The 17,442-nt window shown below is 75.5% G+C and carries 18 protein-coding genes and 1 pseudogene; 5 read left to right on the top strand and 14 right to left on the bottom strand.

Annotation, left to right across the window (positions count from 1 at the left end):
• Positions 1 to 114 precede the first annotated feature (114 nt).
• Positions 115 to 1,074 carry an HpcH/HpaI aldolase/citrate lyase family protein gene (locus PH189_RS07845; protein ID WP_274188204.1) on the bottom strand — a complete coding sequence of 320 codons (960 nt, stop codon included), beginning with the start codon at positions 1,072 to 1,074 and terminating at the stop codon, positions 115 to 117.
• A 159-nt stretch (positions 1,075 to 1,233) separates the two neighbouring features.
• On the opposite strand from PH189_RS07845, the gene PH189_RS07840 reads away from it, so the two are divergent.
• From PH189_RS07840 to PH189_RS07830, 3 genes are all read left to right on the top strand, one after another.
• Positions 1,234 to 2,496 carry a magnesium transporter MgtE N-terminal domain-containing protein gene (locus PH189_RS07840; protein WP_274188361.1) on the top strand — a complete coding sequence of 421 codons (1,263 nt, stop codon included), beginning with the start codon at positions 1,234 to 1,236 and terminating at the stop codon, positions 2,494 to 2,496.
• The gene (locus PH189_RS07835; protein ID WP_378014930.1) at positions 2,489 to 3,133 is read left to right on the top strand and encodes a DUF1003 domain-containing protein; all 645 of its coding nucleotides are present in this window, start codon (positions 2,489 to 2,491) and stop codon (positions 3,131 to 3,133) included. The genes PH189_RS07840 and PH189_RS07835 overlap by 8 nt, the downstream gene beginning before the upstream one ends.
• Before the next feature lie 191 nt (positions 3,134 to 3,324).
• Entirely contained in the window at positions 3,325 to 4,461 is a 1,137-nt protein-coding gene (locus PH189_RS07830) for an Mrp/NBP35 family ATP-binding protein (RefSeq protein ID WP_274188203.1), read from the top strand.
• A 112-nt stretch (positions 4,462 to 4,573) separates the two neighbouring features.
• Here the strand turns inward: PH189_RS07830 and rsgA are convergent, their stop codons facing one another.
• Complete coding sequence (rsgA, locus tag PH189_RS07825) at positions 4,574 to 5,656, bottom strand: ribosome small subunit-dependent GTPase A (protein ID WP_274188202.1); 1,083 nt, start codon at positions 5,654 to 5,656, stop codon at positions 4,574 to 4,576.
• Positions 5,657 to 5,892: 236 nt separating this feature from the next.
• The gene (locus PH189_RS07820) at positions 5,893 to 6,765 is read right to left on the bottom strand and encodes a dioxygenase family protein (RefSeq protein WP_274188201.1); all 873 of its coding nucleotides are present in this window, start codon (positions 6,763 to 6,765) and stop codon (positions 5,893 to 5,895) included.
• An 84-nt stretch (positions 6,766 to 6,849) separates the two neighbouring features.
• Here PH189_RS07820 and PH189_RS07815 point away from each other — a divergent pair, with 84 nt between their 5' ends.
• Entirely contained in the window at positions 6,850 to 7,374 is a 525-nt protein-coding gene (locus tag PH189_RS07815; RefSeq protein WP_274188200.1) for a MarR family winged helix-turn-helix transcriptional regulator, read from the top strand.
• Here PH189_RS07815 and PH189_RS07810 read toward each other — a convergent pair.
• From PH189_RS07810 to sigE, 5 genes are all read right to left on the bottom strand, one after another.
• On the bottom strand, positions 7,328 to 8,119 hold the full coding sequence (locus PH189_RS07810) for an adenylate/guanylate cyclase domain-containing protein (protein ID WP_274188199.1): 792 nt from the start codon (positions 8,117 to 8,119) through the stop codon (positions 7,328 to 7,330). The two genes, PH189_RS07815 and PH189_RS07810, sit on opposite strands and share 47 nt — an antisense overlap.
• A 94-nt stretch (positions 8,120 to 8,213) precedes the next feature.
• Entirely contained in the window at positions 8,214 to 8,645 is a 432-nt protein-coding gene (gene tatB / locus PH189_RS07805) for a Sec-independent protein translocase protein TatB (RefSeq protein ID WP_274188198.1), read from the bottom strand.
• 8 nt (positions 8,646 to 8,653) lie between these two features.
• Positions 8,654 to 10,312: a S1C family serine protease gene (locus tag PH189_RS07800; RefSeq protein ID WP_274188197.1), complete on the bottom strand. Its 1,659-nt coding sequence runs from the start codon at positions 10,310 to 10,312 to the stop codon at positions 8,654 to 8,656.
• Positions 10,313 to 10,506: 194 nt separating this feature from the next.
• Positions 10,507 to 11,181, bottom strand: coding sequence for a hypothetical protein (locus PH189_RS07795; RefSeq protein WP_274188196.1), 675 nt, complete (start codon positions 11,179 to 11,181; stop codon positions 10,507 to 10,509).
• The gene (gene sigE / locus PH189_RS07790; protein ID WP_274188195.1) at positions 11,178 to 11,813 is read right to left on the bottom strand and encodes an RNA polymerase sigma factor SigE; all 636 of its coding nucleotides are present in this window, start codon (positions 11,811 to 11,813) and stop codon (positions 11,178 to 11,180) included. Before sigE ends, PH189_RS07795 begins: the two co-directional genes overlap by 4 nt.
• Positions 11,814 to 12,037: 224 nt before the next feature.
• Between sigE and PH189_RS07785 the strand changes: the two genes are divergently transcribed.
• Entirely contained in the window at positions 12,038 to 12,811 is a 774-nt protein-coding gene (locus PH189_RS07785; RefSeq protein ID WP_274188194.1) for an O-methyltransferase, read from the top strand.
• 48 nt (positions 12,812 to 12,859) lie between these two features.
• Here the strand turns inward: PH189_RS07785 and PH189_RS07780 are convergent, their stop codons facing one another.
• From PH189_RS07780 to PH189_RS07755, 6 genes and pseudogenes are all read right to left on the bottom strand, one after another.
• Positions 12,860 to 14,407, bottom strand: a complete 1,548-nt coding sequence (locus PH189_RS07780; protein ID WP_274188193.1) for a leucyl aminopeptidase family protein — start codon at positions 14,405 to 14,407, stop codon at positions 12,860 to 12,862.
• A 26-nt stretch (positions 14,408 to 14,433) separates the two neighbouring features.
• Positions 14,434 to 14,601, bottom strand: coding sequence for a DUF3117 domain-containing protein (locus tag PH189_RS07775; protein ID WP_274188192.1), 168 nt, complete (start codon positions 14,599 to 14,601; stop codon positions 14,434 to 14,436).
• Between the two features lie 164 nt (positions 14,602 to 14,765).
• Entirely contained in the window at positions 14,766 to 15,371 is a 606-nt protein-coding gene (locus PH189_RS07770) for a DNA-3-methyladenine glycosylase I (RefSeq protein ID WP_274188191.1), read from the bottom strand.
• A gap of 7 nt (positions 15,372 to 15,378) precedes the next feature.
• Positions 15,379 to 15,846: an SRPBCC family protein gene (locus PH189_RS07765; RefSeq protein ID WP_274188190.1), complete on the bottom strand. Its 468-nt coding sequence runs from the start codon at positions 15,844 to 15,846 to the stop codon at positions 15,379 to 15,381.
• 253 nt (positions 15,847 to 16,099) lie between these two features.
• A pseudogene (locus PH189_RS07760) lies at positions 16,100 to 16,381 on the bottom strand (DivIVA domain-containing protein); the annotation flags it as partial.
• Between the two features lie 37 nt (positions 16,382 to 16,418).
• Entirely contained in the window at positions 16,419 to 17,366 is a 948-nt protein-coding gene (locus PH189_RS07755; protein ID WP_274188189.1) for a glucosyl-3-phosphoglycerate synthase, read from the bottom strand.
• Positions 17,367 to 17,442 lie beyond the last annotated feature (76 nt).

The raw sequence follows: 17,442 nt of genomic DNA, 5'->3' as shown, positions 1-17,442 counted from the left end.
TCCTGCTCGTGAGTGGTTACCGGCCAGTATGCCGTCGATCCGTTCCGGCGAAGGGCGCCTCTCGCCGCTCTGTCCGGCTGAAGGTGCCCTTCGCGCGAAGAAGCGGGCGACGGCTCACGACTCCGGCGGCGTCCAGCGCTCGCCGCGGGTCATCCCGGCGGCGCGGCCCTTGCCCGCGATGACGAGGGCCATCTTGCGGGAGGCCTCGTCGATCATCTCGTCGCCGATCATCGCCGAGCCCTTCTTCCCGCCGGCCTCGGAGGTGAAGTACTCGTAGGCGTCGAGGATGTTCTCGGCGTGGTCGTAGTCGTCCTGGTCGGGCGAGAAGACCTCGTTGGCGGCGTCGATCTGGCCGGGGTGCAGCACCCACTTGCCGTCGAAGCCCAGCGCGGCCGACCGGCCCGCGACGCGGCGGAAGCCGTCGACGTCGCGGATCTGCAGGTACGGGCCGTCGATCGCCTGCAGGTCGTAGGCGCGGGCCGCCATGAGGATCTGCATGAGGATGTAGTGGTAGGCGTCGCCCACGTCGTAGCCGGGGGGCTGCTCGCCGACCACCAGCGACTTCATGTTGATCGAGGCCATGAAGTCGGCCGGGCCGAAGATGATGGTCTCGTTGCGCGGCGAGGCGGCGGCGATGGCGTTGACGTTGGTCAGGCCCATCGCGTTCTCGATCTGGGCCTCGATGCCGATCCTGCCGACCTCGTAGCCCATGGTCTTCTCGATCTGGGTGAGCAGGAAGTCCAGCGCGTGGACCTGCTCGGCGTTCTGCACCTTCGGCAGCATGATCGCGTCGAGGTTGGCCCCGGCGCCCTCCACGACCTCGGTGACGTCGCGGTAGGTCCACTCGGTGGTCCAGTCGTTGACGCGCACGACGCGCGTCTTGCCCTCCCAGCCGCCCTCGTTCAGCGCGGCCACGATCGTCTTGCGGGCCTCGGGCTTCGCCAGCGGGGCGCAGGCGTCCTCGAGGTCCAGGAAGATCTGGTCGGCGGGCAGCGTCCGGGCCTTGTCGATGAACTTCTGGCTCGACCCGGGCACCGCCAGACACGACCGGCGGGGGCGGTTCTCGACACTCACGAGTAGCTGACCTCCATGTCCACGTGACTGGCGGCCGATGCTGACACGCGCCACGGCGCAGCATCGGCCGAGGTGGCGACCCTCTCACCCGTGCGCGGATCCGACTCGATACAGCCCGCCGCAGGTCCCGACCGTTAGCCTGCTCCGGTGACTACCGCCATGAGCAGGGTGTTCGTCGCCCGCATGGTCGGGCTACCCGTCCTCGGACCGGACGGCGAACGGATCGGCCGTGTGCGCGACGCGGTGTGCGCGGTGGCCGTGGGTCCGCGGCCGCCGCGCGTGCTCGGGCTGGTGGTCGGCGTCGGCTCGCGGCGCCGCATCTTCGTGCCGATGCTGCGGGTCACCGCCGTCGACGCCGCCGCGGTCACGCTGGCCACCGGGCAGGTCAACCTCCGCGCGTTCGCCCAGCGCCCCAACGAGGTGCTCGTCGTCGGCGAGATGCTCGACGCCCGGGTGCGCGTGGTCGACCACGACGCCGATGCCCAGGTCGTCGACGTCCTCATGGAGCACCAGCGCAGCCGCGACTGGCTGGTCACGCGCCTGGCGGTGCGCGAGCTCGTCGGACGGCTCGGACGGCGGGGCCCGGTGCAGGTGCTGCCCTGGGCCGCCGTCTCGGGCCTGTCGCTCTCGGAGTCCGGGCAGGGCACCGAGCAGCTGCTGGCCACGTTCGAGGACATGCGCCCCGCGGACATCGCCCACGCACTGATGGACCTCCCGCAGCGGCGCCGCCACGACGTCGCGGACGGGCTCGGCGACGACCGGCTGGCCGACGTGCTCGAGGAGCTGCCGTCCTCCGAGCAGCAGGACCTCCTGCGCCACCTCACCACCGACCGCGCCGCCGACGTCCTCGAGGAGATGGACCCCGACGACGCCGCCGACCTGCTCGCCGACCTGCCCGGCGCCGAGTCCGAGGAGCTCCTCGGCCTCATGGAGCCCGAGGAGTCCGAGCCGGTCCGCCGCCTGCTGACGTACTCGTCGAACACCGCGGGCGGGCTCATGACGCCGGAGCCGATCGTCCTCGCGCCCGGGGCGACGATCGCGGAGGCGCTCGCCCACGTCCGCAACCCCGACATCACCCCGGCGCTGGCCTCGATGGTGTTCGTCGCCCGGCCGCCGTCGGCCACCCCCACCGGCCGCTACCTGGGCTGCGTGCACGCCCAGCGACTGCTGCGCGAGGCCCCGTCGGACCTGGTGGCGGGCGTGCTCGACTCCGAGCTCACCCGGCTGGGGCCCGAGGCGTCGCTGGCCGAGGTGACCCGGTACTTCGCGACGTACAACCTCGTCTGCGGCCCCGTCATCGACGAGGCGGGACACCTCGTCGGGGCGGTGACCGTCGACGACGTCCTCGACCACCTGCTCCCCGAGGACTGGCGCTCGCACCCCGACCCGGAACCGGCCGCGCGGGGTGGCGGCCATGCCTGAGCCCAGCACCCGCCGGCGCCTCGACCAGCCCGCCGGCACGCGCCGCCTGCGCCTCGGCGTGGACGCGGAGTGGTTCGCCAAGGTCGCGGAGCGCCTCGCCCGGTTCCTGGGCACCGGGACGTTCCTGCTGTGGCAGTCGGTGATCGTGCTGATCTGGATCACGCTGAACGTCTTCGCGATCAGCCTGCAGTGGGACCCCTACCCCTTCATCCTGCTCAACCTCGCGTTCTCCACCCAGGCCGCGTACGCCGCGCCGCTGATCCTGCTGGCGCAGAACCGCCAGGACGACCGCGACCGCGTCTCCCTCGAGGAGGACCGCACGCGGGCGGGCCGGCTCTCCGCCGAGACCGAGTACCTGGCCCGCGAGCTGGCGTCGATGCGCCTGCAGCTCGGCGAGGTCGTCACCCGCGACTACCTGCGCGGCGAGCTCGAGCAGGTGCGCGGCGGCCGGGACGGGCGCGACGACCGCGGCGGCAGGAGCGACAAGGCCCTGGAGAAGGCGGTCACGAAGGCCGTCGACCGGGCCGTCGACCGGCAGCTGGGCGCCGTCGTCGAGCAGGCGCTCGTCCGGGCTCTGGAGCGGACGTCAGAACGGGCCTCGAGCACCGACGGCGGACCGCACAGCAACGGCCGCTGACTTCAGCGGTGACCCGGGGGTGACGTGGGACGCGCCCGGCCCGGACAGCGCGAACCGGACCGGCACGTAGCATGGCGGTGAGCCGACGGGGGCTGGGCGCGCTCGAGAGAGCCCGACGCAGCCTCCGCCCCCGGTCCCGACGCAGGGCACTCCCCCGGGACCCCCACGTCCGAGAAGTCGAGAAGGGTCCGATGGCCGAAGCACCGTCCGTCGACGCGATCCGGGCCGCACTGGCCGGCGTCGAGGATCCCGAGATCCACAAGCCGATCACCGAGCTGGGCATGGTCAAGGACATCCGTGTCCTCGACCACGGCAAGGTCGAGGTGGCTGTCTACCTGACCGTCGCCGGCTGCCCGATGAAGGACACCATCACCTCGCGGGTGACCACGGCGGTGTCGGCGGTCTCCGGTGTCACCGCGGTGTCGGTCGAGCTCGACGTCATGAACGACGAGCAGCGCCGCGAGGTCCGCAAGACGGTGCGCGGCGACGCCGACGAGCCGGTCATCCCGTTCGCCCAGCCGGGCTCGCTGACGCGCGTCTACGCCGTGGCGTCGGGCAAGGGCGGCGTCGGCAAGTCGTCGGTGACGGTGAACCTGGCGGCCGCCATGGCGGACCGCGGCCTGTCCGTCGGCGTGGTCGACGCGGACATCTACGGGCACTCCGTGCCGCGCATGCTCGGCACCGAGGAGCGGCCCACCAAGGTCGACGACATGATCCTCCCGCCGCAGAGCCACGGCGTGAAGGTCATCTCGATCGGCATGTTCACCCCGGGCAACACCCCCGTGGTGTGGCGTGGCCCGATGCTGCACCGCGCGCTGCAGCAGTTCCTCGCCGACGTGTTCTGGGGCGACCTCGACATCCTGCTGCTCGACCTGCCCCCGGGCACCGGCGACATCGCGATCTCCGTCGCGCAGCTGATCCCGAGCGCCGAGCTGCTCGTCGTCACCACGCCGCAGCAGGCGGCCTCCGAGGTCGCCGAGCGCGCCGGCGCGATCTCGCTGCAGACCCGCCAGCGCCTCGCGGGCGTCGTCGAGAACATGTCCTGGATGGACATGCCCGACGGGTCCCGCATGGACCTCTTCGGCTCCGGCGGCGGCCAGAAGGTGGCCGACTCGCTGGCCAAGTCCGTCGGCGGCAACGTCCCGCTGCTGGGCCAGATCCCGATCGACACGCGCCTGCGCGAGGGCGGCGACGCCGGCATGCCGCTGGTGCTCACCCAGCCCGAGTCACCCGCCGGCGCCGCCCTGCGCGCCGTCGCCGAGAAGCTGTCGGTGCGCTCCCGCGGGCTCGCGGGGATGTCGCTGAACATCTCGCCCGCGGGGCGGTAGTCCGCCGACCGGGCGCTTCGATACGGCCGGTTGCCGCCCGCCCTGGACGAACGAACGGCGCTTTCGCTGCTTCCGAGGCAGCGTAAGCGCCGTTCGTTCGTCTCGCGCGCCCTCAGCGACCGCGCCGGCGGTAGGCGGCGCGCTGGGCCTTGGTGATCGTCTTCGACCGGCCCCGACGTTCGGCGGCGAGCCGGGCGTCGGTGCGCGCCGCCGCCCACTCGTCCTCGCGCAGGAGCTTGCGGTAGGCCTCCCACCGGCGTTCCGGCAGGGTGCCGAGCTCCACGGCCGCGCGCACCGCGCACCCGGGCTCGCGGTCGTGCGCGCAGTCGGCGAAGCGGCAGCCGTCGGCGAGCTCGACGACGTCGGTGAACGCCTTGTCGATGCCCTCGGCGGCGTCGACGAGTCCCACGGCCCGCAGGCCCGGCGTGTCGACCAGGACGCCGCCGTCGAAGGGCACGAGCTGCCGGTGCACCGTCGTGTGGCGGCCCTTGCCGTCGGAGGCGCGGACCTCCCCGACGGCCAGGGCCTCCTCGCCGAGCAGGGCGTTGGCGAGTGTCGACTTGCCGGCCCCCGAGGGGCCGACGAGCACCGTGGTGCCGCGCGCAGCCGCCGCCACGTCGTCCAGGCCGTCGCCGGTCACGGCGCTGACGGCCAGGACCTCGACGCCGGGCGCCGAGAGGGCGAGCTCGGCGACGGCGTCGGCGACCGCGTCGAGCCGGTCGGTCTTGGTCAGCACGACCACCGGCGTCGCCCCGCTCTCCCAGGCCAGGGCGAGCAGTCGCTCCACGCGACCGGTGCGCCCGCCGGCCTCGCACGGCACGGTGACGAGCACGGTGTCGACGTTGGCCGCGAGCACCTGGGCCTCGGAGCGTCCCGAGACGGTGGCGCGCACCAGGGCGGTGCGACGGGGCAGGACGGCGGCCACGGACGGGGCCCGGCCGGGATCGCTGCCGGGACCACCGCCCGGATCGCCGCCGGGATCGACGAGCACCCAGTCGCCCACCGCGGGCGGGACGGGGCAGCGGGCGCGCACACGGCCCCCGTCGGTGAGGACGTCGACGCGTCCGCGGTCGACGCGGGCGATGCGGCCCGGCAGCCGGCCGGCACCGTCGTGCGCGAGAGCGAGCTGCTCCCACGCGTCGTCCCAGCCGTAGCGGGACAGGGTCGAGATCGAGGAGGGTGATGCAGGGAGCACGGAGGGGACCCTTCGAGCAGCCGCCGTCGCGTGACGGCGGTCAGGAACCCTGGTGCGCAGCACTCAGCGCGAGCCGGTCGGCGTCACCAGGCGGTGCGTCGGACGGCGCCTCTCATGGCGCCCGTGCGGGCCGCCATGGCGTTCACTCCTCGAACTCGTCCCCGGGGACGTTCACCCCGGACCGCGCCAGGATGCCCCGGCGCGGCCGGCGCGCACCAGCCCCTTTCCCGTGACCGTCAGGCCACCTGCAGCGACCGGCGGGACAGGCCCCACATGGTCCCGTCGATCGTCGTGGTCACCGGGGCCTCGGGGTCGGTGGCCGCGCCGAGGGTGACGAACAGCGGCACGAAGTGCTCGGCCGTCGGGTGCGCGTAGGGCATGCCCGGGGCCTCGCGGAAGCGGTGCAGCGTCTCGAGGTCGCCGCGGTCGAGGGCCTCGGCGGCCCAGGCGTCGAAGTCGCCCGTCCAGCCCGGGGTGTCCTTCCCGGCGAGCATCTCGCGGGACAGGAACGGCAGCCCGTGGGTCATGAACCCCGACCCGATGACGAGCACGCCCTCGCTGCGCAGTTCGCGCAGCCGGGCGCCGATCGCGAGCAGGCGGTCCGGGTCCTCGGTCGGCATGCTCATCTGCAGGACGGGCACGTCGCCGAGCGGGTACATGACCTTGAGCGGCACCCAGGCGCCGTGGTCCAGCCCCCGGCGCGACGCGTGTGCCGGCCGGCCGTCGGGCAGCGTGGCGGCGACGCGGGCGGCGAGCGCGGAGGCGTCCGGCGTCGCGTAGGTCATCCGGTAGAAGCGCTCGGCGAAGCCGCCGAAGTCGTACACCAGCGGCGTGTTCGCCTCGGCGCTCGTGAGCGTCAGCGGCGCGGACTCCCAGTGCGCCGACACGATGAGGATCGCCTTCGGCGTCGGCAGACGGTCGGCCCACTCCCCGAGGCGCGTCATCCACTCCGCGTCGTCGAACAGCGGCGGGGCGCCGTGGCTGAGGTAGAGCGCGGGCAGCGGTCCGTCCTGGGGCGTCCACGGCGTGCGACCGGCGGCGCGCTCACGGGCGCCCGGCTCGAAGGCGTCGAACGCCGCTCCCGGGTGGGCGGTGGCGAACGGGTCCATGGCAGCACGCTCCCAGTCGGTGGTTGATCCTTCAACTCCGAACACTACCTGCGAAGAGTTGAAGCATCAAGTAATGTGGGCCCCATGACCGACGGGCCCTGGCTGGACGACGACGAGCAGCGGGCGTGGCGACGCACGGCGGCGGTGATGACGCTGCTGCCCGCGGCGCTCGACGCCCAGCTCCAGCGTGACGCCGGCCTGACACAGTTCTCCTACCTGACGCTGGCCATGCTCTCGGAGACGCCGGGGCGGACGCTACCGATGAGCGCGCTCGCGGCCACGGTCAACTCGTCGCTCTCGCGCCTCTCGCACGTGGTCGCGCGGCTCGAGCAGCAGGGCTGGGTGATCCGCGAGCCCTCGCCGGAGAGCGGCCGGGTCACCGTCGCGCGGCTCACCGACGCCGGCATGGAGAAGGTGCGCGAGACCGCCCCCGGCCACGCCGCCGAGGTCCGCCGGCTCATCTTCGACGCGCTGGACTGCGACGGCGTCGAGTCCCTGGCATGTGTCACCGCCGCCATCCTCGGGCGGCTCGACCCCTCCGGCGGGATGCGGGCGAACCCGCTCAGCCAGGAGGCCCCGCGGGCCGGCGGCCGACCCGCCACGGGGTGATGTCCGGGGGCACGCCCTTGCCCCGGCGGCGGCTCAGCGGGAACGTCGCGTAGGAGCCGTCCAGGAGCGCCCGGGTCGGGCTCGAGACGCACACCTCGCCGGCGCCCGCCGCGTCCGTGATCCGGGCCGCGATGTTGACATCGCGCCCGTAGTAGTCGCCGCCGAGCTGCTGGGGGCGCCCGACGTGCACGCCGGCACGCAGGTGCAGGCGGTGGCCCTCGACGTCCAGCTCCTCGACGGCGTCGCGGGCCGCGAGCGCCACCTCGACGGCGTCCTCCACGGTCGGGTGGACGGCCATCAGCCCGTCGCCGAGGCGCTTGACCACCCGTCCCCGCCGGCGCACCAACGGCTCGACGGCCGCGCCGACCCGTCGCAGGGCGGTCACGGCGAGGTCGTCGCCGACCTCGAGCGTCCAGTCCGAGAAGCCGGCGAGATCGGTGAACAGCACGACGACGTCGTCGCCGTCCGGACGCTCCTCGACCCCGGCGTGGGCCTGCCAGAGCTGCAGCGCCGTGAGACCGACCTCCCGCAGCACGCTGGGGCGCGTCGCGGCCAGCGGGGCGAGCTGGGCGGCCACGCGGCCGACCGCGTCGTCGCCGGTCGAGAGCGGGTCGCCGTAGAACGGGTCACCCGGGAGCCACGAGCGCGTCCACTCGACGGCCGCGAGCAGCCGCGGGTCGCTGTCGAGGCGGCTGGCCGCCTCGAGGACCCGCCGGCGCATCGGCTCGCCCTGACGCACGATCACGCTGATCGACGCTAACAGCGGAACCCCGGTCGGCTCCCGGCTCACCCCCGTGAGGAGCGACACGAGGCCCCGCAGGCAACCCCGTCACGGCCCGTCAGGTCGCGTCGGGGTCCAGCGGGGCGATCTCGCCCGGCCCGAGGGGACGGTCCGCGTCGCGACGGGCCACCGGAGCAGCGGCCGCGGCCGGCGGGACGTCCGGCGCGGAAGGGCCGGCCGGCACGCCCGGCGCACTCGAGCCGCTCCAGGTGCCGTCGACGGGCGGGTCGGTGAACAGGTGCTGGCGCACGGCCCGGCGGGGGTTGAGGTCACGTACCGAGCGCAGGTCCTCGAGGGGCTTGCGCAGGTCCTCGAACTCGGGACCGAGCTCGGAGCGCAGCTGGTCGCGGGCGCCGGTGGCGTAGTCGCGGACCGTCCGCACGGTGTTCGCGACCCAGGCCGCCGCGGCGGGGAGCCGCTCGGGCCCGAGGACGAACAGGCCGACGAGGGCGAGGACGAGCAGCTCGGGCCAGCCGATGTTGTCGAACATCCCGTCCCCTAGAGCGTGACCTGCAGCGTCAGTGGACGGCCCTGCCGCACGACGCCGAGGGTGACCGCCTGGCCCGGCGGGTGCTCCCGCACGGCCACGACGAGCTCGTCGGCCGACGCGATCGGTCGGTCGTCGACCCGCAGGACCACGTCGCCCTCCAGTAGCCCGGCGCGCGACGCGGGTCCACCCTGGCGCACGTTGAGCACCTGCGCGCCGTCCGAGGCGCCGTCCGTGACCGACTTCGCGTTCACCCCGAGGTCGCTGTGGGTGTAGCCGCCGGTGCGGATGATCGACTCGGCGATGACGCGGACGTCGTCGATCGGGATGGCGAACCCGAGCCCGATCGACCCGCCCTCGCCGCCCCCCAGGGTGCGGATCGCGGTGTTGATGCCGACGACGGCCCCCGAGGTGTCGACGAGCGCGCCGCCGGAGTTGCCCGGGTTGATCGCCGCGTCGGTCTGGATGGCGTCGATGACGGGATTGGCGTCGGCCGACTCGGCGTCGAGGCGCACCGGCCGGTCGACCGAGCTCACGATGCCCTCCGTGACCGTGCCGGCGAGGCCGAGCGGTGACCCGATCGCGATGACGCCGTCGCCCACCTGCAGGTCCGACGAGCGTCCGAGCTGCGCGACCACGGGGTTGGCCAGCTCGACCTTGACGACGGCGACGTCGGTCTGCGGGTCGCGACCGACGACCCGCGCCGGCGCCCGCAGCCCCGAGGCGAAGACGGCCTCGAGGGTGGCGCGCGGGTCGGTGGCCGCGAGCTCGACGACGTGGTTGTTGGTAACGATGTAGCCGTCGGGGCTGAGCACGACGCCCGACCCGGTGCCGCCGCTCGACCCGGCCTGGAGCTCGAGGGACACCACGGCGGGCGCGACCCGGCCGGCCACGTCGGCGACCGAGCCCGGCGGACGCTCGCGCCCCGGCGAGACCGGGGTCAGCGAGGCGCCCGGGTCGACGAGACGGTCGGCACCGCCCGCGACCGCCCAGCCGACCACGCCCCCCACCCCGCCGAGCACCAGCGCGACGACGGCGAGCAGCGCCAGGGCCGTGGGCTGCACGCGGCGGCCGAGGATCAGCTCGCGGGCGGACAGGCGGGCGCCGACGGGCCGCTCGGCCGTGCTCCCGTGCGACTCGCCCAGCGCCGGTCCGCCGAGCTCGGCGGCGGCGTCCGGGTTGCGCCAGGGGTCGGCGGGCGACGTGTCGTCCCAGAAGTCGTCGGGGCGGTCGGCGTCCGCGTCGGCGGGACGGTCGGGGCGCTGCAGCGACGGCGCGGACGTGTCGCTCGTGCCGGGGCGCCCGAACGCGGAGACCAGCGCCGGGGCCGGCGGCTCGTGACGTCCGGACGGACGGGATCCCGGATGGCCGTGGGCGCCGGTGCCGGGCCCGAATGCGCCCTGGACGCCCTCGGGGCGGCCGAACACCGCCGCCAGCTCGCGCTCCCCCGGGGCGGAGCGGTGCCCGTTGCCCGAGCCGTGGCCGTTGCCCGAGCCGTGGCCGTTGCCCGGGTGGCCGTTGCCCGAGCCGTTGCCCGTGTGGCCGTTCGTGGGCGGTGACGGGTGGCCGTTCGCGGCGTGGCCGTTCGGGGCGTGGCCGTTCGTCGGGGCGTCGGCACCCGACTCGGTGTGCGGCGCCGCCCCGCCGCGGGGTTCCGTGGGGCCGCTCATCGGCTCGCCCCCGTGATCCGGACAAATCGGACGACGCCGCCGCTGCGGCCCGAGCGGTGGGCGGGGAGGGTCCCGGGCTCAAGGGTGGTGCTCATCGCCCCACCACCGTAGAGCCTCGGGGCGCGGCCTGCGTCGACACCGTCACAGCGTGCGACCGGTGCGGTGAAGGGCCGGTCAGCCGCCGGGGGAACGGGTCAGGGCGCGCCGGGGCCGCGCGGTGCGGACGCCGGGCGCGACGGGCCCTCGTGAGGACCGGCGTCGCGGGCGGAGTCCCCGGTGGTGTCTCGAGCCGCGAGCTGAGCGGCCGCCGCCGTGGGCGTGACCCGCGGCGCGACGCTGCCGGGCGCGGCCGGCGCGGTGCCCGCGACGACGGCGGGGCCGGCGAACGCCGCGAGGGCCGCGGCGCCGACGACGACGCCGGAGCTCACGGCGACGGGCAGACCGAGCGCGCGTCGGCGACCCCAGCGGGACCGCCCGTTCCTGGGCGCGCCGCCGGTGACGTCCGCGGTGTCCGGGGTGTCGGCGGTGCGTCCGGGCTGGGCGGGCACGACGAGCGTGCCGTCCGCGGCCACGGCGAGACCTGCGGGCGCGCCGGGCAGCGGTGCGGCGTCCGGGATCGAGCACAGGGTGCTGAACAGGGAGCTCGGCACGCACGGGTCGCCCGCGGCCCGCACCCGGCGCCGGGCCTGCCGCTGGGCGGCGACCTCGGCGGCGCAGCTCAGGCAGCGGTCCACGTGCGCGGCCGCGCGGTGCGCCGGGCCGGGAGGGAGCTCCTCGTCGACGAAGGCGACGACGGCGTCGAGCGCGAGGTGCCCGGATTCGGTGAACCGCTCCGACCAGCCGGACCACCCGGAGCGCCCCGAGATCATGCGGGGCCCCCGACGGGGACGGCGGCGACGCGCTCGGCGGCGCGGGACTCGAGCGAGGCGCGCAGCGCCTGGCGCCCGCGGTGGATGCGACTCCTCACGGTCCCCAGTTTGACACCCAGCGTCGCCGCGATCTCCTCGTACGAGAGTCCTTCGACGTCACAGAGGACCACGGCGGCGCGGAACTCGGGCGCCAGGGCGTCGAGCGCGGCCTGCAGATCGGGGTCGAGGTGGGCGTCGGTCCAGACCTGCTCGGGGCTCGGGTCGCCGCCGGGGAGGCGGTCGGTGTCCTCGGGCAGTCCCTCCATCCGCAGGCGGGCGCGGCGGCGCACCATGTCGAGGAAGAGGTTGGTGGTGATGCGGTGCAGCCAGCCCTCGAAGGTCCCGGGCTTGTAGCCGGCGAGCGAGCGGAAGACGCGGATGAACGTCTCCTGCGTGAGGTCCTCGGCGTCGTGGGCGTCGCCGGTGAGGCGGAAGGCCAGCCGGTACACGCGGTCGGCGTGCTGGCGCACGACGTCGTCCCACGTCGGCGGCACCCAGACCTCACCCTCGCCGGCGCGGTCGGAGGCCGACTCGACGTCGGTGACGGTCTCGACGGGGCGGTCGAGGACCGCGGTGGCGGGGCGGTCGGGCATCGGGGTGCGTGCTCCTCGGCTCGTCCTGCGTGAGTCTGTCGGCCGGCCGGTCGGGGGTGCCGGCGACCTGGTACCACCATGGCGGTCCGTCATGTCACGGACGTGAGGTCGTGCTGAGAGACGGCTGAGGATCCTGCGGGCTCGTCACACCCGGGCCCGACCGGGTGAGCGGCGAGTCGGCGCGGCACGCCGTCGGCGCCGCCCGGACGATCTAGCCTGCTCGGATGGCGACGGGGCGCCCCGGGGGGCGCGGTGGAGGCGTGCGCGGCACGCCCCGCGCGCTGCGGGCGGTCCGGCGTGACAGCCCCGCGGCGCACGGTACGGCGACCGACGGCGACGGTGCCGGCGAGACCCCGACGGCCGCGGCCGTCCGCGCGGGCTCCCGGGTCGGCGAGCGCGCCGAGGCCTTCCTCGCCGAGGACCCCCTGCTCGCCGGCCTGCGCGAGCAGTCGGTGGCCGAGGGCGTCGTCGCCGTCGCGCCGGCCACGGCGGCCGCGCTGACCTTCCTCGCGACGTCGACGCGGGCGCGCGCCGTCGTGGAGATCGGCACCGGGCTCGGCGTCGGCACCGTGGCCCTGCTGCGCGGGATGCCCTCCGACGGCCTGCTCACGAGCATCGACACCGACGGCGGCCGGCAGGCAAGGGCCCGGGCGGCGTGCGCCGAGGCGGGCTTCGGGCCGGGGCGGGTGCGGATGATCACCGGGTCGTCGCGGCAGGTGCTGCCGAAGCTCTCCGACGGCGGGTACGACCTCGTCGTGGTCGACGGCGTCACCACCGACTTCCCCCGCGACCTCGAGGCCTCGCTGCGCCTGCTCCGCCCGGGTGGGGTGGTCGTGCTCGACGACGTGCTGTGGCAGGGCCGCGTCGCCGACCCGGTGCGCCGCGAGGCCGTCGCCGGCGCGCTGCGCGAGACGGTGCGGGCCGTGCGCGAGGACGAGCGCCTCGTCCCGCTGCTGCTCCCGGTGGCCGAGGGCCTGCTCTGCGCGGCGCGACGCTAGGGCTCCGCCCATGTGAGTGATCCGGATCGTCCGGACGACCCGGATCACTCACGTGGGCCGGAGGCCCCTCGCCGCGCAGAACTCGACCAGCGTCCGGGTGGCGAAGCCCGTGGCGCCCTTGGCGACCTCCTCGTGCGGGGAGTCGCAGCGTGCCGGGCCCGCGATGTCGAGGTGCACCCACGGGCGGCCGTCGGTGAAGCGGCGCAGGAACAGTGCCGCGGCGATGCCGCCGGGGCCGGGCGGGGCCTGGCGCACGTCGGCGATCGTCGAGTCGACGTCGCTGTCCAGGTGCGCCGACAGCGGCATCGGCCACCACGCCTCGCCGACGGCGGCGCCGGCGTCGACGATCGCGGTGCGCAGGTCGGGCGAGCTCGCGAACACCCCGCCGGTGCGCACGCCGAGCGCGACCTTCATGGCCCCGGTGAGGGTGGCGACGTCGACGACGACGTCCGGCGCGAGCTCCTCGAGCGCGAACGCGATCGCGTCGGCGAGCACCATCCGGCCCTCGGCGTCGGTGTTGGTGACCTCCGAGGTGGTGCCCCCGCGGTGCCGCACGACGTCGCCGGGCCGGTAGGCGGAGCCGGACACGTGGTTCTCGGCCAGCGGCACGAGGCCGGTGACCCGGACCGGCACGCCCAGGCGCGCCACCGCCCGCATCGCGGCGACCACGGCGGCGCCGCCGGAGCAGTCGGTGCGCATGTCCGCCATCCCGGCGTTCGGCTTGATCGAGATACCGCCGGTGTCGAACGTGATGCCCTTGCCGACGAGCACGACGTGGCCCGCGTCCGGTGCGGCCTGGCCTGGTGACCAGCGCAGCTCGAGGAAGCGCGGCGGGCGCGACGAGCCGCCGCCGACGGCGAGGACGCCGCCGAACCCGTGCTCGGCGAGCCAGGTCTCGTCGCGGACCGTCACCTCGAGGCCCCGGGCGTCGGCGACGAGGTCGGTCGCGGTCGTGGCGAACCAGTCCGGCGACTTGGTGCCCGACGGGGTGTCGGCGAGGTCGCGGGCACGGGCGGTCGCCGTGGCGAGCTCGACGGCCCGCTCGACCGTCTCGTGGTGCTCGGCGGGCACGTCGAGGTGGACCGACAGGCGGGCCGGGGCCTCGGAGCGGATCGCGAACCGGTGCGAGCCCAGGACGACGCCGAGCGCCAGCGACGCCCAGTCATCGGCGGTCCCGGGGAGGTCCTCGGGGCGCGCGGGGGCCAGGGTGGCCACGCGGGGGCCGTCGCCGGCACCCACGGCCGCGCCCGGGGCGTCCCGCAGCGCGCGCACGGCGGCGGCCCCGGCGGCGCGCCAGTCGCGGGGACGTCCCTCGCCGACGCCCACCAGCCACTGCGCGGGGGCCGGGCCGGGGAGTGCGGCGACGGAGCCGGCCGACGGGCGCCAGCCCGGGGGCGCGCCCTCGACCGCCCCGCCCCCGTCGTCGGTGGCGCTCGCGGCGGTCTCGGTCGTCTCGTCGGAGGTGCCGTCCGCGCTGTCTGCGCCGTCGCGTCGGCGCCACCGCACGACGGCGACCGGGCCGTCCGGCACCGCGGTGGTCAGCGTGGCGAGCGGGGTGGGCAGCGCCGGGGACGCGAAGGGCGCGTCCCCGGTCACGGCGTCCTGCCCGGCGGTCGCGGTGCTCAGCCGACCACGCCCGTCAGAGCCTCCCGCAGGTCGCCCGCCTCGTCCGCCGTCATCTCGACGACGAGGCGCCCCCCACCTTCGAGCGGCACGCGCATCACGATGCCGCGCCCCTCCTTGGTGACCTCGAGGGGACCGTCTCCGGTCCGGGGCTTCATGGCCGCCATAGCGTGCTCCCTCCGCGAGCTGCGTCGTCCCCGTTCCCCGCGTCGCCCGCGTGGGCGTCCGGAGAGCGAGCGCCGTGTGACAGGCGACGATTCTTCACCATGCGACCGACCGGCACGACACCGGAGCGATCATCCGGGCGTGTCCGCCCCGGTCACGCGGCCGGTCAGCCCCCCGGTGCGCCGATCGCGCGGAAGCATCCGGCCACGTGGTCGTCGACCATCCCGGTCGCCTGCATGAGCGCGTAGCAGGTCGTCGGGCCCACGAACCGGAAGCCGCGGGCCCGCAGCGCCTTCGCCATCGCGGTCGACGCGGGGGTGGTCGCGGGCACGTCCTCGAACCCGCTCGGCGGCTGCTCCCGCGGGGGCGGGGCGAACGACCAGAGCAGGGTGTCGAGGTCCTCCCCGCGGTCGGCCAGGGCCAGCACGGCGCGGGCGTTCGCCACCGTCGCCTCGATCTTGGCGCGGTTGCGGACGATGCCCGCGTCGGCCAGCAGGCGTGCCGTGTCGGTCCCGTCGAAGCGGGCGACGGCCTCGGGGTCGAACCCGGCGAACGCCTCCCGGAACGCGGGCCGCTTGCGCAGCACGATCAACCACGAGAGGCCGGACTGGAACGCCTCGAGGCTGATCCGCTCGTAGAGCGCGTCGCGACCGTGGAGCACGCGGCCCCACTCGCGGTCGTGGTACTCGCCGAGCAGCTCGCTCCCCGCGCCCCACGGGCAGCGGCCGATCCCGTCGTCACCGACGATCGCGGCATCCCCCGGGGCGCTCACCGCCCCGTCACCGCGACCAGCTCTCCTCGCACCGGCGGGCCAGGACGTCGAGCGAGCGCTTGACGCCCCAGGCGAAGGCCGGCTTGACCACCGGCCAGCCCAGCGCCCCGAGGGCGCCGAGCGGCAGGTCGAGCTGCTCGCTCCACACGAACGTCGACGCCTCGCGACCGTCGTCGGTGCGGCGCTCCAGGACGGTGAACACGCCGCTGCCGCGCACGACGCGGCCGGTGTGGCGGACGGTGGCCCGGTGCGGCGGGTCCCAGCCGACGATCTCCATCGTGTCGGTGACCCCGAGGGGACCGACGCCGGTGGTCGCGGCGAGCTCCGACCCGACGCTCGTGCCGTCGCCGCGGGTGACCTTCACGGCGGTGCCGAGCATCCACTCCCCCTGGGACTCCCAGTCGGTGACCTCGCCCCACACCGTCTGGACCGGTGCGTCGACGTCGACCGACACCGTGATCTCCCGTCGCGCCATCCGGCGTTCCTTCCGCGTGCTGTCGGGACCCGCGTCAGCGTCCGGGGCCGTCGACGCCGGACATTCCCCGCCCGGCACCGGACGACGCCCCGTGTGACGCAGCCGCTGCCGCAGCCTGCCCCGCGGCCTGTGACGGGCCGGGCGCGTCCCGGCCCGTCGCGGTGGGGTCGGTGGGTGTCGGGTCGGCCAGGTCGGCCAGGTCGCTCGCGGGTTCGGCGTGGCCGTTGAGCGTCGCCGGGGGTGCCTCGCCGTCGGCCTCCATGGCGTCGATGCGGGCGCGCAGGGCGTCGACCTCGGCCGCGAGACGCTCGAGCGCCCAGTCGACCTCGCTGCACTTGTAGCCGCGCAGGGCCTGCTGGAAGCGCAGGTCGCGCACGTCGCCCGCGGTGAGGTCGCGGGCGGGCAGCCGCGTGGGAGTGGCGCCGGGCGGCATCGGGGCGAGCTCCTCACCCCGGCCGAAGACGAAGGCCGCCAGCAGGTAGACCGCGGCGGCCACGAGGCCCACCACGATGACGTACACCAGCGCGCTGCCCATGACCCTCGATCGTAGGGGTGCCGACCGATGCTCTCCGTCAGCTCCCGGTGGCCCGCTGTGTCGCGAGCGGCGGGCGGTCGGCGGTGGCGACGGCCTGCTCGTCGGGCAGCCAGTCGCCGTCGACGGGCACGAACTGCGTCAGCGGGTCCGCCCCCGGGTGCCCGGGGACGCAGCGGCGCAGCACGGCGTCGAGCACCTCGGCGGCCGTGGCGCCGAGGGCCCTCAGGCTGCGGTGGCGGTGCTTGCGCACGCCGAGGTCGACCTGGGCGATCGCGTCGAGCCCGCGCGTGGTGTGGGTGTCGAGGAGCAGGCCGATCTCGACGCCGTAGCCCGCCGCGAAGGGCAGCGACTCGAGCAGCTCGCGGGTCGCGGCGTACTCCCCGCCGAGGGGCTGCACGACGCCGGCGAGCTCGGGGCGCAGCGCGGCGAGGGCGGGGCGGGCGGTCAGCTCGGTGACCCGGCCGCCGCCGGTGAGGGCCGCGTCGGTGTCGGCCATCCCGGAGGACGGAAGCCGCAGGGGCCGGTGGTAGAAGCCCTTGACCAGCGCCACGCCGTCGACGGTGAGCAGCGGCCCGAGCAGGTTCACGACGAAATCGGGGCCGAGGTCGACGAGGTCGGAGTCGAGGAAGACGACCAGGTCGCCCGACGTGGCCGCGAGCGAGCGCCACAGCACCTCGCCCTTGCCCGGCCGGACCGGGACGTCGGGCAGCACGGCGTCCCGTCGGACGACGCGGGCGCCGGCCTCGCGGGCACGGGCGGCGGTGGCGTCGGTGGACCCGGAGTCGACGACGACGATCTCGTCGACCAGCGTGCCGAGCAGGGGCCGCACCGCGGCGACCACTCCGCCCACCGTCGCCTCCTCGTCGAGCGCCGGCAGGACCACCGACACCGTCCGCCCGGCGCGGGCCGCGGTGAGCTCCGCCGCGGTCCACGTCGGGCGGGCCCACGTCCGCCGCGGGAACCAGTGCTCGGTCGCGTCCCTCACCGACGGTCCTGAGCGTGTCGCGGAGATCGTGTATCAAGACGGCATGGTGACCGAGCACCGGGACGTGGCCCGCGGC

It is taken from the genome of Actinomycetospora chibensis (genome assembly GCF_028737215.1).
GTDB lineage: Bacteria > Actinomycetota > Actinomycetes > Mycobacteriales > Pseudonocardiaceae > Actinomycetospora > Actinomycetospora chibensis.
The sequence above is the reverse complement of the archived record's forward strand: the minus strand, read 5'-3'. Positions and strand labels throughout refer to the sequence as shown.

What these genes read in the sequence shown, in the direction of transcription:
- PH189_RS07840 (WP_274188361.1), top strand. Translation starts at nt 1,234, where the DNA reads ATGAGCAGGGTGTTCGTCGCCCGCATGGTCGGGCTACCCGTCCTCGGA.
- PH189_RS07835 (WP_378014930.1), top strand. Translation starts at nt 2,489, where the DNA reads ATGCCTGAGCCCAGCACCCGCCGGCGCCTCGACCAGCCCGCCGGCACG.
- PH189_RS07830 (WP_274188203.1), top strand. Translation starts at nt 3,325, where the DNA reads ATGGCCGAAGCACCGTCCGTCGACGCGATCCGGGCCGCACTGGCCGGC.
- PH189_RS07820 (WP_274188201.1), bottom strand. Translation starts at nt 6,765, where the DNA reads ATGGACCCGTTCGCCACCGCCCACCCGGGAGCGGCGTTCGACGCCTTC.
- PH189_RS07815 (WP_274188200.1), top strand. Translation starts at nt 6,850, where the DNA reads ATGACCGACGGGCCCTGGCTGGACGACGACGAGCAGCGGGCGTGGCGA.
- tatB (WP_274188198.1), bottom strand. Translation starts at nt 8,645, where the DNA reads ATGTTCGACAACATCGGCTGGCCCGAGCTGCTCGTCCTCGCCCTCGTC.
- PH189_RS07800 (WP_274188197.1), bottom strand. Translation starts at nt 10,312, where the DNA reads ATGAGCGGCCCCACGGAACCCCGCGGCGGGGCGGCGCCGCACACCGAG.
- PH189_RS07795 (WP_274188196.1), bottom strand. Translation starts at nt 11,181, where the DNA reads ATGATCTCGGGGCGCTCCGGGTGGTCCGGCTGGTCGGAGCGGTTCACC.
- sigE (WP_274188195.1), bottom strand. Translation starts at nt 11,813, where the DNA reads ATGCCCGACCGCCCCGCCACCGCGGTCCTCGACCGCCCCGTCGAGACC.
- PH189_RS07785 (WP_274188194.1), top strand. Translation starts at nt 12,038, where the DNA reads ATGGCGACGGGGCGCCCCGGGGGGCGCGGTGGAGGCGTGCGCGGCACG.
- PH189_RS07775 (WP_274188192.1), bottom strand. Translation starts at nt 14,601, where the DNA reads ATGGCGGCCATGAAGCCCCGGACCGGAGACGGTCCCCTCGAGGTCACC.
- PH189_RS07765 (WP_274188190.1), bottom strand. Translation starts at nt 15,846, where the DNA reads ATGGCGCGACGGGAGATCACGGTGTCGGTCGACGTCGACGCACCGGTC.